This window comes from Seleniivibrio sp., assembly GCF_021209385.1.
In the GTDB taxonomy this organism is placed as follows: domain Bacteria; phylum Chrysiogenota; class Deferribacteres; order Deferribacterales; family Geovibrionaceae; genus Seleniivibrio.
The window spans coordinates 33036-49351 of sequence record NZ_JAJOIL010000022.1 but is presented as its reverse complement, the minus strand read 5'-3'; the positions used below and the strand labels follow the sequence as shown (position 1 = coordinate 49351).

At 47.3% G+C, this 16316-nt stretch carries 9 protein-coding genes and 1 tRNA gene; 4 read left to right on the top strand and 6 right to left on the bottom strand.

Annotation, left to right across the window (positions count from 1 at the left end):
* Window positions 1–16: 16 nt before the first annotated feature.
* From LRY47_RS06550 to LRY47_RS06535, 4 genes are all read right to left on the bottom strand, one after another.
* The gene (locus tag LRY47_RS06550; RefSeq protein ID WP_295223583.1) at window positions 17–1819 is read right to left on the bottom strand and encodes a sodium:solute symporter family protein; all 1803 of its coding nucleotides are present in this window, start codon (window positions 1817–1819) and stop codon (window positions 17–19) included.
* A gap of 10 nt (window positions 1820–1829) precedes the next feature.
* Window positions 1830–2084, bottom strand: coding sequence for a DUF4212 domain-containing protein (locus tag LRY47_RS06545; protein ID WP_295223582.1), 255 nt, complete (start codon window positions 2082–2084; stop codon window positions 1830–1832).
* A gap of 820 nt (window positions 2085–2904) precedes the next feature.
* Window positions 2905–2978: transfer RNA gene (locus LRY47_RS06540), tRNA-Pro, on the bottom strand.
* Window positions 2979–3207: 229 nt separating this feature from the next.
* Complete coding sequence (locus LRY47_RS06535; protein WP_295223581.1) at window positions 3208–4944, bottom strand: DASS family sodium-coupled anion symporter; 1737 nt, start codon at window positions 4942–4944, stop codon at window positions 3208–3210.
* A 265-nt stretch (window positions 4945–5209) separates the two neighbouring features.
* On the opposite strand from LRY47_RS06535, the gene LRY47_RS06530 reads away from it, so the two are divergent.
* Complete coding sequence (locus LRY47_RS06530) at window positions 5210–6076, top strand: DMT family transporter (protein ID WP_295223580.1); 867 nt, start codon at window positions 5210–5212, stop codon at window positions 6074–6076.
* Here LRY47_RS06530 and LRY47_RS06525 read toward each other — a convergent pair.
* Window positions 6073–6525 (bottom strand): hypothetical protein, encoded by a 453-nt coding sequence (locus LRY47_RS06525; RefSeq protein ID WP_295223579.1) that lies wholly within the window; start codon window positions 6523–6525, stop codon window positions 6073–6075. The two genes, LRY47_RS06530 and LRY47_RS06525, sit on opposite strands and share 4 nt — an antisense overlap.
* A 1-nt stretch (window position 6526) precedes the next feature.
* Entirely contained in the window at window positions 6527–7843 is a 1317-nt protein-coding gene (locus LRY47_RS06520; protein WP_295223578.1) for a diguanylate cyclase, read from the bottom strand.
* Between the two features lie 88 nt (window positions 7844–7931).
* On the opposite strand from LRY47_RS06520, the gene recC reads away from it, so the two are divergent.
* From recC to recD, 3 genes are read left to right on the top strand one after another with little or no spacing between them, the layout of a single operon-like run.
* Entirely contained in the window at window positions 7932–11033 is a 3102-nt protein-coding gene (gene recC, locus LRY47_RS06515) for an exodeoxyribonuclease V subunit gamma (protein ID WP_295223577.1), read from the top strand.
* Complete coding sequence (gene recB, locus LRY47_RS06510; protein ID WP_295223576.1) at window positions 11020–14445, top strand: exodeoxyribonuclease V subunit beta; 3426 nt, start codon at window positions 11020–11022, stop codon at window positions 14443–14445. Before recC ends, recB begins: the two co-directional genes overlap by 14 nt.
* A complete protein-coding gene (recD, locus tag LRY47_RS06505) occupies window positions 14442–16160 on the top strand; it encodes an exodeoxyribonuclease V subunit alpha (RefSeq protein ID WP_295223575.1) in 1719 nt (572 codons plus the stop codon). The genes recB and recD overlap by 4 nt, the downstream gene beginning before the upstream one ends.
* Window positions 16161–16316 lie beyond the last annotated feature (156 nt).

The window sequence follows — 16316 nt, the reverse complement described above, 5'->3', positions numbered from 1 at the left end:
GGCGGGGATATTATTGTTAATGATCTACTGCGCCGCCAGCACCCTTGGGGATACGGACACTTTCAACCATAGCCGCTATGTGATCCGGCACAGGTGTCGTCATGTTTTTTACGGCAAATGCTACCGCAAAGTTGACCACTGCACCGATGGCTCCGATTGCGTTGGGAGATATACCGAAGAAGAAGTCCTTCTTGCCGAATATCTGCCAGTATTCAGTTCCCTGAATATAGAATATACCTGTGTGGGCAAACACATATATCATTGTGAATCCCAGACCGGCAATCATACCCGCGATGGCGCCCTGTTTGTTCATGGTTTTGCTGAAAATACCCATCATAAGAGCAGGGAATATTGACGATGCCGCCAAACCGAAGGCAATCGCCACTGTTCCCGCCGCAAAGTCCGGCGGATACATACCAAGATAGCCTGCAACAACAATCGCACACGCCATGGCGATACGTCCTGCCATAAGTTCGCCCTTCTCTGAAAGGTCTTTCATCAGCATGTTTTTAAGAAGGTCATGCGAGATTGCCGATGCAATGGCAAGGAGCAGACCGGCAGCCGTTGAAAGAGCCGCAGCAAGACCGCCTGCCGCAACCAGAGCGATTACCCAGTTGGGGAGTTTTGCAATCTCAGGGTTGGCAAGAACCATAATATCGTTGTTGACTGTAAGCTCGCTGCCTTTCCAGCCGGCCGCTTCAGCCTTCGCAAGGAATTCAGGGTTCTTGGACGTGTCGTTGTAATACTGGATACGTCCGTCACCGTTCTTGTCCTCAAACTTCAGAAGTCCTGTCACTTCCCAGCGCTTCATCCACTCGGGACGTGTGTCATAGCTGATGCTCGCTTCGGGAGCGAAGATATCACCACCGGATTTGACCTCTGTGTTGATTGTGGCATGGAGATTGAGGCGGGCCATAGCCGCAACGGAGGGAGCCGTTGTGTAAAGAATGGCGATGAACACCAGCGCCCAGCCTGCGGATGAACGGGCATCCTTAACCTTCGGTACGGTGAAGAAACGGATGATAACGTGGGGAAGACCCGCCGTACCTATCATAAGAGAAACAGTGTAAACGAACATGTTCAGCTTGCTTCCGGGAACGGCAGTGGTGTACTTGCCGAATCCGAGGTCGTTCACTATGTGGTCAAGCTTCGTGAGAAGCGCCATGTCGGAACCGACATAATGACCGCCGAGACCAAGCTGAGGAATGGGATTGCCCGTAAGCTGGAGCGAAATGAATATCGCTGGGATGGTATACGCAAGGATAAGAACGCAATACTGCGCAACCTGCGTATAGGTAATGCCTTTCATGCCGCCGAAAACCGCATAAACAAACACTATCGCCATACCGATTATAACGCCCATCTGACTGGAAACACCAAGGAAACGGGAAAATGCGACACCGACACCGGTCATCTGACCGATGATATATGTGGTTGAGGCAACCAGAAGACAAATAACAGCAACAACTGTGGCTGTGTTTGAATAATAGCGTGATTTAAAGAAATCCGGCACAGTGTACTTTCCGAATTTCCTGAGATACGGAGCGAGGAGCATCGCCAGAAGAACGTAGCCTCCTGTCCAGCCCATAAGGAACAGCGCTCCGCCGTATCCCATATAACCTATCATCCCTGCCATGGATATGAAAGAAGCCGCAGACATCCAGTCGGCGCCTGTAGCCATACCGTTGATAACAGGGTGAACGCCGCCGCCAGCGACGTAGAATTCTTTTGTGCTGCCGGCTCTCGACCAGAACGCAATTCCAAGATACAGCGCGAACGTCAGACCGACAACAAGATATGTCATTGCTTGCAGACTCATAGGCACCTCCTTAATCTTCTGCCACGTCAAATTCTTCGTCTATCTTGCCCATCAGTTTCGCATAGATAAAGATGAGAGCGACAAAGATATAGATTGAACCCTGCTGTGCAAACCAGAACCCAAGAGGATATCCGCCGAGTTTGATCTTGTCCAGCGCGCCTGCGAACATTATTCCTGCTCCGTATGAACAGAGAAACCACACGATAAGCACATTGCGAATCAGTCCCAAAACTTTTTTCCAGTAAAGTTCTTGAGTTTTCTCCATAGATTACCTCCTCATTATTTTTTGATGCTGTGGGTGGTCAACCCATGAAACCTTTTTAACCGTCACCCCCGTTTGAGTCTTTCCATACTCAGGTTAAAATTTTAAAATAAAATTTATAAATTTTCTAACATCTTTTATATTCATTTTATAATACATTGTTCTATGATTGATAACATCATTTATTCCTTTATTCAAGGGTTAATTTTAAGACACAAGAAAACATATTTGAAAATATAACAACAATACCAAACATAGATATAAAAATATTTTATGAAATATTAACGATCATTGTTAATTTCAAATTAACAGTAAACTATTAGAAATACTAATATCACCCATAGTTAATTCCAAAAACATTGATGCTGAAATATTTCATGAAATATAATCTTAGACATCAACCTATTATACATCCGCTCATATGCTTTCGTGTAAAAAGTTAACAATAAGACATGTGTTTAATTTTTTATAAACACTTAAATTTTGGAGAATTCATGGACACGACAATTAAATATGAATATTTACAAGATATTTAGATAAGCGAACAAAGAAAAGAACACCTGTTATACTAACCGGACACCCACCTCTGTTAAAATTGTAAAGGAGACGAATAATGCATCAGAAATGTAAAAATTCCAAAACAAGTTCGGGCAATCCTGCCATCCTGCAAATTAAAAAGGGACACAAGCCAAAAGGCTTATGTCATGCATGAAAATATACATTAAATTTGCTATGATTGAGCCCGAAACAAGTTCGGGCAATCCTGTCATTCTACAAATAAAAAAGGGACACAAGCCAAAAGGCTTATGTCCCTTTTTTCAAATCGGGATGACAGGATTTGAACCTGCGACCACCTGTTCCCAAGACAGGTACGCTACCAAGCTGCGCTACATCCCGAATATTTACTTTTATAAAAACAAATCCTGTTGACAAGATTGATGGCAAAACAAGTTTGCCAGCCTGCGGCGGAACCTGCGACCACCTGTTCCCAAGACAGAGTAACCTACCAAGCTGCGCTACATCCCGTACTCTTTTTTCAAAGAGATATATCTATAGTAGACTGAAACAAAAATGTCAAGCTATGACAAACAAAAAAAAGAGGGAGCCGGAACTCCCCCGTTAAAAGTTATTTTACAATATGCGCCCAGTCAGGCACAACACCGAACTGTATACCGAACAACGGAACAGCTATCAGATAAACTATAAGCACTGTGATTATTATACCAAGTATGTTCAGACCGAAGCCGCTTTTGACCATCTGAGGAATTGTGACATAGCCGGAACCGAACACAATCGCGTTGGGCGGTGTTGCCACTGGCAGCATGAAAGCGCATGAAGCGGCTATCGCTGCCGGAATGGTGAGAAGCAGCGGATCCTGTCCCAGACCTATAGCAACAGCAGACAGAATAGGCATTACCATAGCCGCTGTGGCTGTGTTGGATGTAAGTTCCGTAAGGAAAATTATTAGAGTTGTAACGGCAATGATCAGAACAAAAATAGGAGCGTTCTGCATCAGACTAACCTGTCCGCCGATCCACTCTGCAAGCCCTGTCGCCTGAAATCCGTCAGCCATGGCAAGACCGCCGCCGAAAAGTATAAGAACGCCCCAAGGCATCTTAGATGCCCAATGCCAGTCCATCACGAAGCTGTTCTTTTTCAGGTCGATAGGGATAAGGAAAAGCAACAGAGCGCCCATCATCGCAACAGCGGAATCGGTGATCATCGAAGGATCAGGGAAAAGGGACGCCACAGGCTTAATAAAAATCCAGCAAAGCGCTGTCAGTCCGAAAACAATGGCTGTATACCTCTCGCCTTTGTTCATAGAACCCATTTTTTTAAGCTCAGCGTCAATAAGCTCGCGTCCGCCGGGAACCTTTTTCAGCTTCATGGGATTTGCAATTTTTGTAAGCCACAGCCAGCAGAGCGGCAAAAATATCACAACAAGCGGAACACCCACAACAAGCCAGCTTGCAAATGTTATCTCATATCCGTATGTCTTATTGAGATAACCGGCAAGAACCGTGTTGGGGGGCGTACCGATGAGCGTTGCGATACCGCCGATAGAAGCGGCATAAGCTATACCAAGCATAAGGTTAAGACCGAATGCAAATTTTTCAGGAGAAAAATCTATTTCCTTGTCAAGTCCCTCTTTTCTGCCCTCTTCCGCAACGTGTGCGATGATGGCAAGACCGATTGGCATCATCATAACTGTTGTTGCAGTGTTGGAAACAAAAGCGGAAAGCGCCGCAGTAGCCACCATGAAACCAAGGATTATCCTGCTGGGTGAAAAGCCGATGACCTTAACGATGTTCATGGCTATACGTCTGTGCAGGTTCCATTTCTGCATGGAAAGGGCTATGATGAACCCCCCCATGAAAAGGAATATCAGGTGGTTTGCGTAGGGTGTCGTGGACTTCGCAGTAGGCAGAAGTCCAAGCGCCGGAAACAGCGGAATGGGAAGAAGGCTGGTTGCCGGAATAGGCAGTGATTCGCACATCCACCATGTCGCCATAAGAAATGTGATCGCCGCCATCTTCTGCGCCGCAGCACTCATTCCTGCGGGTGCCGGAAGGACAAGCACAAGAACAAACAGTATCGGTCCGAGGAAAAGCCCCATCATCTGCCTGCGTGTATATCCGCCGGATTCATGTTTTTTCATACCGCCCGGCGTGGGGTGTACCCTTCCCGAAGTCTCGGCAGGAGACGCCGACATCTCGTCAGCAATATCAACATCCTCTTCATTGGAATGTGAATGGACTGAAGCCTGTTTCATCTTCATAATCATTGCCTTGGGACTGAAGAACACGAGTGCTTTCGTCTCGTGGTGCATGTCCCACATACGCGACCAAAGTGCAGCTAACATGTCAACTCCATTGAAAACGTTATTTTGATTTTTTCACGGGAACTGTTAATCCAATATTAAAAACAATTAACTTGTCATGAATATGTCTTTGAAATGCAATATACATAATACGAAAAAACGAATCAAGTTTTATTTTTAAGCAGGATTACATCGAAAACTCTTTTAAGAACAAATGTTTATAAATAGTCAGGTTCAAAATATTCTATTATATTGACTTTTATGCGGGATAAGAATATCCATATTTTTTCACTTGTGGGGATGATTTATGTTCAAAGGAATAGCCGTAGCGGTATTATCCGCAACATGTTATGCAACACTGGTTATTTTTGGCAAACTTGGAATGGAAATGGGGCTTAAGTCTGTACCGATGCTCACTCTGCGCTTCATTTTCGGAACACTTATCTTATTTATATTTCTGGTTGTTTTTGACAGAGAAGTTTTGCGCCCTAAAAAATCGCTTGTATTGAAATCTGCATTTATCGGGTTGTTCTTTTATCTGGGGCAAAGCCTCACTTTTTTTAAAGCGATAGAATACATCCCAGCGTCCACAGCCTCTCTGATACTTTATCTTTATCCGCTTGCAGTCCTTATTTTATCGCTGGTTTTTCTGCGTGAAAAATTCCGCTCGTCCTCACTCGTGTCGGTTCTTCTGATATTGGGCGGCTGCTGTCTTGTGTTTTACGACGCTTTCCTTCGCAGTTTCAGTATGACCGGAATAATGTTCGCACTGCTTTCAATGGTACTTTTCTCCAGTTATCTGGTTGTGACACAGCATATTCTAAAAACTGAAAATTCAACGGCTGCGACATTCTATGTAATGCTTTTCACAGCGATAGGATACACCGTTCTAAACGGTGGAGCAGACTTTAACAGTTTAACAGGAAAACAGCTTGCGCTTGTATTATCGCTTGGGCTTATCCCTTCGGCAATGGCAATGGGCTTTCTTTATGCCGCATTAAAGATGATAGGAGCTGCTTACACATCAATATTCAGTTCGGTTGAGCCTGTGATAACACTTCTTCTGGCGGGTATTTTTCTAGGGGAAGAGATTGCGGCATTTCAGATATTCGGTGTAATTCTGCTTATGGCAGGGATAATAGTTCCCAACATGCGGATGGTAAGACAGATTTAAGGCAAAAGCTCATCCAGCTTCTCCTTCCAGTCGTCCGTGTCCGTGATGACAACGGTGTTGTATCCTTTGGCTTTGATATATGCCGTGATGCGGGCAAGGCTGTTCTTGTCCCGCGCCTGAACGACGACGAAATCGCCCTCAAGCTTCGCAGGTTCTCCTATGCCTCCGCGCACCTGTTCCAGAAGCGATACGAGGCGTTTCACCCCTTCCTGAAAAACATATTTATCTCTGGAAACCTCTTTGGCGTCTTCAAACGACAGCCCGCTCATATCTCTGGCAGTGAAAACGATCATGCCAAGTTTCTGCATATAGATGCTGGTGGGACCGAACTCTTCGCTGATGAGTTTTCCGGCGTATTCCAGCACCTTATCTTTTGCGCTGTGGTCGCCGTATTTCAGTCTCTCCGCCATTTTCACCAGATTGTCGGCTATCTCGTAAGTTCTTCCCATTTCACCCGCCGCTGAATATAAACCTGTTCTTTCCGCCGTTCTTGGCAGTATACATTGCGCGGTCTGCCATTGCCATAAGTTTAAAGTGATCTCTGCTGTTGTCGGGATAAATACTTATCCCCATGCTAGCGCCTATATGAAAGACAGTTTTGTCTATGACAAGTTCTTCGTTTATGGCATCAAGAACCCTTTTAGCAATGGTTTCAATCTCTGCCATTTCGCTTACCGCCTCCAGCAGAACAACAAACTCGTCACCACCGATGCGTGCGGCAGTGTCTGATTTGCGTATCGCCTCGTTCAGCCTTCCGGCAATCATCTTAAGTGCGATGTCGCCCGCCGCATGTCCGAGCGTGTCGTTAACAGGCTTGAACCCGTCCAGGTCAATGTATATAACAGCCAGTTTTTTTCTGTCACGTTTTCTGCGTTCAACTGCTAGGCTTATCCTGTCGGCAAGCAGATCGCGGTTAGGCAGTCCCGTCAGCGTGTCGTGCAGTGCGAGATATCTGATATATTCTTCCTGAATCTTCTTCTGTGTGATATCGCGTATCACAACCTGAACAGCTGAGCGCCCGTCCATGCTGAAAGGGATTGCGGCAAACTCCACATGGGCAACGCGTCCGTCCCTGCGGAGCATCTTAGCCTCGGCAACGGGCATGGAAGCCTCTTCCTGATAAAGCTTTTTCAGCCGGTCACTTATGGACTGTCTGTTTTCTTCCGGAAAGAAATCCAGAACCTCGCAGCCGAGAATATCCTCCGCCGCACCGCCGAATATTCTGGCTCCGGCAGGATTGATGTATTTTATAACCCCATCCCTGTGAATAACGATGCCGTCAGGGGAATACTCCACCAGCTGTCTGTATCTCTTTTCTGAGTTGACAAGCTCCTGTTCGATGCGTTTTTTGTCCGTAATATCTTTAATGGTGGCAAGAACAGTCCATTTTCTGCCGTATTTAATGCGGGTTAAAAACACCTCTGCATCCAGAATATAATTATCAGAAGGTCTTTTTATCTGCCATGTGAAGACCTGATCACGCCCTTCAACAGCATCCGCAAAGAACTTCATTCCCGCCTGAGAGTTTATGTCATCTGCGGAGAAATCGAAAAAACTTCCCATCTCAGACATCTGTTCTTCTTCGATGCCAAGGAGTGATAGCAGTTTAGCGTTATAGCTGAGAACGTTTCCTTTGGTATCGTGAAGGAGAACGGCATCCTGTATGCCGTGCAGAACGGCACACAGAAACTCCGGGTTCTCATCGGAACCGATAAGTCTGTGTTTCATGAAGGTTTTCAGGTTCTTATCAGGTTTTAAAAGGGGCATTGCACACCAACCTCAAACGTCAAAAAAAATCGCAAAACTCAGGCAACAGATGCTTTCATTTGGCGGATTATACAGATATAATCGGTCAATGCTCAACATTTATATAGGCAACAATCTTAAAAATCTGATAAATATTATGAGCGAAAAGCTCTATGACCCTGCGCATCCGCTCAAAAAACCGGTCGTCTGTGTGCAGACATCGGGTATGCAGCGCTGGATAGGGTTGAAACTTGCCGAACAGAAGGGCATCAGCGCAAATCTGGACTATCTGTTCCCAGCCGCCCTCATAAAGCGCCTTGCCGAAAGGCACTTCGGCTCTGAAAACCTCTGGGTGGACAGACAGCAGCTAACATGGCGCATCTATAAAATACTCACCGCGGCGAAAGACAACGGCTTAAACACCGAGATAATCAGCTACATCAGCAACGACCCTCGCAAAATAAAAACTTTCAGACTGGCGCAGAAGATAGCTGATATCTTCGACCAGTACCAGATATACAGACCCGCCATGGTAAAGGACTGGCTGACGCAGAGTGCACACGAACGCACAAAAAACATCGAAAGCTGGCAGCCGTGGCTTTTCAGCGAAGCATTCCCAAATAAGAACCAATGCAAAACCTTTGTACTCAACAATTTCATGAAGGACTGCTCCGCAGGAAAAGTCAACTTCGCCAATGTGGACACAGTGCATCTTTTCGGGATAAGCGTTATCCCGCGATTCTTCATGGAAGTGCTTTTCGCCGTGAGCAAAGGCGCTGACGTTAACCTTTACCTGCTCTGTCCGTCGGCGGAATATTTTGGGGATTCCATGTCCGACAGAGAGATAAGCTATGCGGAAAAACGCACAGGCAAAACCCGCGACGAGCTTATGATGTACCAGAACCACCCACTTCTGGACAACCTAGGCACCATGGGCAGGGACTTTTTCGAGTTTCTCACAGCAAACGACAACGCAAACATCAAATATGAATACTTTGACGAACCGCCCGCAGACACCCTTCTCGGCGGCATACAGGCGGAGATATACGACTTCGCACAAAGGGACGGTATAACGCCCGACGGCTCCATAATCATAAACTCATGCCACAACCCTCTGCGCGAAGTGCAGGTTCTGTATGATTTCATGCTGGAAACCATGGCAAGTGACGAAACCATAACCCCCGCCGACATACTGGTGATGACTCCGGACATCCAGCGGTATGCACCATACATCCGCGCAGTTTTCGACAACCCGTACGGTGAAAGGGAGACCATTCCCTACACCATAGCGGATATCCCGGCTAAGACAGAAAGCCGCGCCGCCAACGTTTTTTCGGAACTTATTTCGGCAGTGACAGGTGAATTCAGCCTGTCTGCGGTCGTAAAGCTCATTGAAAGCCCCGTAATATCAGGCAGATTCTCAATCACCCGTGTCAGCGACATGGCACAGGTTCTGGAGCGCAACGGTGCCTATTGGGGCATAGATGCAGAGTCTATGCGCGCGGAGGGCATAACAGCCGACATAACCTTCACATGGGATAGAGCCATGCGCAGACTTGCACTGGGGCTTGCGGAAGGCGGCAGACACTCGCTATATGCCGAAGCCGCAGGAAACGACGTTCCCTTCTCAATGGCGAAACAACTTGGCGGTCTGATGCGCTTCGTTGAACTATGCACTGGTTTTTCAAAAAAACTGGGCGGCGAACGAAGAGCCGACGAATGGTGTTCAATTCTTGCAGAAATGGCGGACAGCTTTTTAAGCACAGAGCCGGAATACGCTGACGAAAACGTAAACATTGCAAAGATAATAGCCGACGTGCGCACTGAAACGGAAGACTGCCGCATAAATATGCCGTTCAGACCGATATACGAAACGATCTCAGGCAAACTCGACGAGGTAAAAACCTCCAAAGGGTTCATCACGGGAAAAACCACCTTCTGTGCCATGCTGCCCATGCGGAGCATCCCTTTCAGGGTTATCTGTATTCTGGGGCTGGACGACGGCGCTTTCCCCAGACTTAAGACGGAACCCGAATTTGACCTTATCTCCGCAAAACCTGAAAAAGGCGACAGAACCCAGCGGGAGAGCGATAAATATCTTTTCCTCGAAACGCTCATCAGCGCGAAGGACAGACTTTATCTGAGCTACACAGGCAGAAGCGAAACCGACAACAGACTTCTGGTGCCTTCAATAGCCGTGACGGAACTTCTGCGCCACCTCAAAGAGCGTTTCGGCATTACAAACGCAGTTACAGAGCATCCGCTGCACAGTTTCAGCAGGAAATATTTCAAAGGCGACGGAAAACTTTTTACATACAGCCCCGAAAGATTCGCGGCGGCATCGGTGTTCGGAACACAATATGAAGAGAGAGATTTCTGCGCTGGCGAACTCCCTGCGGAAATGCCTTTAGAGGTCTCACTGGAAGCGTTCGAGCGGTTCTTCATGAACCCGCCTGCATATTTTCTCAACGCAACTCTGGGCATTGACCTTTCCGACAAGTTTGAAGCACTGCCGGACACGGAACGGCTGGTTCTCGACGGTTTACAGCAGTACAATCTGCGTGAGGAAACCACCCGCAGGATGCTGAACAGCGAGAATGCAGGCGACCTGCTGGCATACGCACAGGCAACGGCGCAGATACCCGCAGGAGGGCTGGGCGAAGGCTACAAACAAAAGATAACAAGAGAATCTGAACAAATCTGTGCGGCAGTAACAGCACACGGAACGCCTGAAAGCATAACCGACAGCATAACGGTAGGCGGCTTGCGGATAAATTTCAGAATAGACAACATCACCCAAGACGGGCTGATATACACCAAGAACGGAACGCTGAAACCGAAAGACCTCCTTAAAGCGCGGATACGCCAGCTTATCCTCCTGAACAAAGGGTATGACATAAAAGCCATTCTCATAAACATAGAGGGCGACAGGACGGAACTGAGCGCTGACTGCAACAAAGATGCATTGCAGACCTATGCGGAAATATTTCTGAACGGTCTTAAAAAACCTTTCTGCTTCACGCCTGACGACGGCTTTAAGGCGTTCAAAGGCGTTTATAAAAAGCTCTACCCCGATGTTAAAGAGGGCGACACAAATGGCGAATTGCAGGAATTTACTCTCTGCTTCGGTAATAAAGACTACGCGGAAGAAATGACCAAAAACGGCATACTTGTATTTGGCGCACCGGAAAAAGAAAATGCAGATAAATAATATAGATATCCTCAACTGTCAGCTTGACGGTACGCACCTGATAGAGGCGAACGCAGGTACCGGAAAAACCTACACCATAACCGCACTCACCGTGCGTCTGCTCATTGAGACCGACGCAACCATTGAACAGATTCTGGTCGTTACCTTCACAAAGGCGGCGGTGGCAGACCTTAAAACAAAGATATACGAACGTCTTATAGAAATGCGCGCGGCTCTGAGCGGTGACGTGGCGAAAACCGACTTCGTCAGGAACTATCTGGCAAAAGGACTGCCGGACAACGCAAAACAGAAGATAGACGCGGCGATACGCGATTTCGACATGAACGGCATAAGCACCATCCACGGATTCTGCCAGAAAATGCTCACAGAGAACTCGTTCGGCGGCAACATCGCATTCGGAACAAAGCTGGCAGGTGATGCGTCCTCGCTTCTGAAACGTCCGGTTCAGGACTACTGGCGCAAACGCATGTATGGAATCAGACCCGAATTCGCAGAGATTATGATGGGCGAAACACCCGACAACATGGTCAAATTCGTGAAAAACATGATGGAAAATCCGTCTATGCGGATCATCAACCGACCCTTTGTTACGGAATCCGAAATAGAAGAAATGTCCGTCAGGATAGAAAAGTCATTCGCACAGGTGCAACATCTGATCGTCTCATGTGATATTTCGCAGATGATTCAGGAAATCTACGCAAACATGAACGGCAGAACGTATTCCAAAGGTTCAGTGGAAAAGGCTTTTGAAGGATTGCAGAACCTTGCCCCTGCAAAGGCTGTTGACCCGCCCTCTGATTATAAATTCCACCTGCTGACAACGCAAAAACTTGAAAGCAGTTTAAATAAGAATAAGACAGCTCCGAAACATGAGCTTTATAACGCGGTTGAAACATGGCTCGACCTCTGCACAGCCCTCAAATCCATGCTGTCCGCTTACAGAGACATGATAAAATGCGAATTCTACGACTATTGCATGGAAACGCTGGAGGATTACAACCAGCAGGCGGACAGCCAGTCATACACCGACCTGATAGTCAGGATGCGGACAGCGGTCATAGGCGGCATGTCCATGAAAGAGACCCTGCGGAAAAAGTACCGCGCCGCCATGATAGATGAATTTCAGGATACCGACCCGCTCCAGTACGACATTTTCCATGAAACTTTCGCACCCGCAAAGCGCCCTCTCTTTATGATAGGCGACCCGAAACAGGCGATTTACGCCTTCCGCGGCGCAGATGTATTTACATATCTGAAAGCCGCTCAGGACAGGGAGGAACAATACACCCTCACCACTAACCACCGCTCCGACAAAGGTCTGGTGGAGGCGGTGAACCGTTTCTTTATCAAACCGAACCCTTTCTGCATCGACAGGATAGGATACAACCCGTCGGCGGGAAAACATACGCTATCGCTGATAGAGAACAAAGAGAGACGGAAACCTCTGACACTCTGGTATGATGTCAGCGATGAAAAACCGAATCCGGCGCAAACAGCAGAAAAATGCGCATATGAAATTGCGAGGCTTCTGAACACAAAGGCACAGCTTGAGGACGAAAACGGTTTAAGAACCGTTCAGCCTTCGGATTTCGCTGTTCTGACCCTTACCAACCCGCAGGCTCTTCTGGTGCGCAACGCACTCATAAGATTCCGCATCCCCTGCGTCGTCACAGGTGGTGAGAACGTATTTTTTACCGCACAGGCGAAGCAGATAACGCATTTCGTGACAGCTCTGGTGCAGCCATTTTCAGAGAAAGCTGTGAGAACCGCACTGGCTTCCGATATCTTCGGATTCAGCGCGGAGGAACTTTTCACCCTATCCGACAGAATGGACGGTATTTTTGAAGATTTTGCCGAGTTTTCGGACATAATGCGCTCAAAGGGCATAGCGCCCGTGTTTTTCAGAGCGGCAGAAAAATATTCGATGTTCACCAGACTGGCGAAAAGACGCGGCGGCGAACGGATAATCACTAATTTCATCCATCTCACCGAACTGGCACAGCAATACGAGGCGGAACACAGAGCTTCGCCATCACAGCTTCTTCTCTGGCTCACGGAAAAATCAGCACAATCCGCAGAACGCGAAGAAGAATATCTGCAAAAGATGGACAGCGACGACAACGCAGTAAATATCTCCACCGTTCACAAAAGCAAAGGTCTGGAATACAACATAGTTTTTACGCCGTTCCTCATGTACGGCAAAAAGAAAGACGGAAAATCCTTCCCGAAATATCACAACGACGAGAGCGAACTTGTCATGGATATGGCGGCGAACACGGATGCAGAAAAAACAGCCGATACCGAGGCGCTTTCTGAGTCTCTCCGTCTGGCATACGTCGCACTGACACGGGCAAAAACCGTTTGTTATACGGCGTTTGCGCCTGTTACGTCACACTATATGTCGTCCATGGGCTACATGATAAACGGTGCTGTGGGAAAAGATGTACAATACAACGCAGCGGCAGTTGCAAAGTTCGCGGCGGACTGCGAACATATCGACCTGAAACCTTTTCCCGAAACTGTTGTTCAGATTTATAAACCGGAACGCCCGACGCCGGAAACACAAAACCGTGTTTTCAACGGGCAGATACGCGAAAGCTGGCAGATGAACAGTTTTTCCAGACTGGTTCACAAGGCATCGTCCGACCGCGACACAGATCAGTTCGCACCGCAGACAGTGGAAAAAACTTTCGGCTACAGCATATTCACCTTTCCCAGAGGCGCGAAGGCGGGTAACTGTCTCCACGAGTGCATGGAAGATATCTCACTTGAAAGCGTAGACAGAAAAGACATCGAATCCATTGTGAAAGACAGGCTGAAACAATACTTTTTTGACGAAAAATTCATTCCGTCAGTAGCGGATAACATACATACCATTCTTACCAAAGAACTTACAGACGGCATCACCCTTGCAGGTATCAACCGAGAAGATTTCGTACACGAGATGGAGTTCAATCTCTCCACCTGTCGTTTCGATGCGAAGCAGATAGCTGACATCTTCCTTGAAGCAGGCGAAACGGAATTTGCGAAAGCGGCATCCACACTGGATTTCACCGCTGTTAAGGGGTTTCTGACAGGTTTTGCCGACCTGATTTTTAAAACTGACGACAGATTTTACATTCTGGACTGGAAATCAAACTTTTTAGGCGGCAAAGCAGAGGATTATTCCCAAAGCAGGATGTTTGACGAAATGCTTAACAGCCACTATTACTTACAGCTTTATATATATACGCTGGCACTGCACGTTCATCTGACAAGATACCTGCCGGACTACGATTTTGACAGGCATATCGGCGGCGGGATATACGTTTTCATGCGTGGTGTGGAGCAATCCGGCAATAACGGCATCTTTTTGCATAAACCGAAGCGCGAAATAATAGAAAAAATGGCAAAAACGGCGGTTGAATTATGAATACGGCTGATGTTTTATACGAAAACGGACAACTGCGCGACATAGACGTGCAGTTTGCAAAACAGATGTGCGCAGTTTTCGACTGCCCAGAAGCACACCTGTTCTTCGCCGTGCTGTTCTATGCCGTTTCAACCGAACACACATGCCTTAAAACCGACAGAATAGATATTCTGCCTTTTTATAAAGACTTTAAAGAAGAACTGGACACGACTTTTTCCAGAGAGAATATACAAAAAATAGCTGCAAGCGGTGCCATTGCGGAGGATGAAAGCGCGCCTGTGATATTTACAGGCGGAAGACTGTATCTGGCGGCGTTCTACCGAAGTGAAAAGCTGGTGGGAGATTTCATCAGAAAAAGCTCTGAAATTGCTATATCTGACGGCGAAAAGCTGAAAGAGCTTCTCATAAAAGAATTCGGCGAAGGGGCAAACATGCAGAAGGCGGCGGCTCTTTGCGCATGCCTTTCAGGTTTCTGCGTTATCACCGGAGGACCCGGCACAGGCAAAACCACAACCGTCCGCAAGGTGCTGAATATCCTCAACGCCCTTTCGGACACTCCGCTGAACATAGCGCTCACCGCACCGACGGGAAAGGCAGCGAACAGGCTGAACGAAACACTAAACGAAGCGGACGGGCTGAAAGCCGTGACACTGCACAGGCTTTTGGGTACCAGCGGAAGCCGCGACAGAAGCCGTTTCAGCCCTGAATATCCCATGTCATACGACGTGGTGATAGTTGATGAAGCATCCATGGTTGACCTGAAAATGATGAGCGAACTTGTAAACTCACTGAAACCTCACGCAAGACTGATTCTTCTGGGCGACAAAGACCAGCTATCATCAGTTATGCCCGGCTCGGTTCTGGGCGACATCTGCACAGCTTCCCAGACAGATGTTTTCTCACAGGAAAGAGCATCGATAATAAAAAAATATGCCGACACAGAAGTTTTAGCGAACGGACAGAGCATATCGGACATTACAGTTGCACTCACTGAAAGTCACAGGTTTGACGATACGCTGGGTATAGGCAGACTGGCGAAGGCATGCCGCGTTGGCGACAGCGAAACTGCTCTGGATGTTATCTGTAACGACACTACACAAAAAATCGAATTTATCCCGTCAGACACCGACATAATGGGCTTTTTCAGGAAATACATCATTGATCTGTACAAAAAAACCGTAGCTGAAAGCGACCCGCAAATGATGCTTGAGGCGGCGGCAAAATCAATAATCCTCTGCCCCAATGTCACAGGTCGGTTCGGCACACAGGCGATAAACAGCTTTGCACTGGCGGCTCTCTCCCGTGAGGGGTTGCGCAGCAGTACGGAAAAATACTTTCACGGACAGCCTATTATGATAACAGAGAACGATTACTCCATGAATCTTTTCAACGGAGAGACCGGACTTGTGGTTAAACGGGACGGAATGAAAGCATATTTCGCAGGCAGGGAAAGACCTGTCGGCGTGATGCGTATGCCCTCATGGGTGAACGTTTACGCCATGACAGTGCATAAAAGTCAGGGTTCGGAATTTGACCATGTGATTCTGGTTCTGCCCGAATCTGACTCCCCCATTGCCACACGGGAACTTTTCTACACTGCCGTTACGCGTGCAAAGGAAAAGCTGACCGTGATATCAAGCGAAACAGCAATCAAGACATATCTTAACAGGCAGACGGAAAGGTTTTCGGGGCTGGAAGATTATCTGAAAAGTTGAGTACGCTTGTTCCCCGATTTCTGTTTAGAAGCGAATAGTTCAAGGCGGGCGAAAAAAAATATGCGGAGTGTACGAAAATTGTACATGAGCAATATTTTTTTGAGAACAACGCAGAAATATGACGCTTATAAACAGAAATAAAAAAGGGGCGTATGA

Excerpts from the sequence above, each read along its gene's own strand:
- LRY47_RS06550 (WP_295223583.1), bottom strand. The coding sequence starts at position 1,819 with ATGAGTCTGCAAGCAATGACATATCTTGTTGTCGGTCTGACGTTCGCG.
- LRY47_RS06545 (WP_295223582.1), bottom strand. The coding sequence starts at position 2,084 with ATGGAGAAAACTCAAGAACTTTACTGGAAAAAAGTTTTGGGACTGATT.
- LRY47_RS06535 (WP_295223581.1), bottom strand. The coding sequence starts at position 4,944 with ATGTTAGCTGCACTTTGGTCGCGTATGTGGGACATGCACCACGAGACG.
- LRY47_RS06530 (WP_295223580.1), top strand. The coding sequence starts at position 5,210 with ATGTTCAAAGGAATAGCCGTAGCGGTATTATCCGCAACATGTTATGCA.
- LRY47_RS06525 (WP_295223579.1), bottom strand. The coding sequence starts at position 6,525 with ATGGGAAGAACTTACGAGATAGCCGACAATCTGGTGAAAATGGCGGAG.
- LRY47_RS06520 (WP_295223578.1), bottom strand. The coding sequence starts at position 7,843 with ATGCCCCTTTTAAAACCTGATAAGAACCTGAAAACCTTCATGAAACAC.
- recC (WP_295223577.1), top strand. The coding sequence starts at position 7,932 with ATGCTCAACATTTATATAGGCAACAATCTTAAAAATCTGATAAATATT.
- recB (WP_295223576.1), top strand. The coding sequence starts at position 11,020 with ATGCAGATAAATAATATAGATATCCTCAACTGTCAGCTTGACGGTACG.
- recD (WP_295223575.1), top strand. The coding sequence starts at position 14,442 with ATGAATACGGCTGATGTTTTATACGAAAACGGACAACTGCGCGACATA.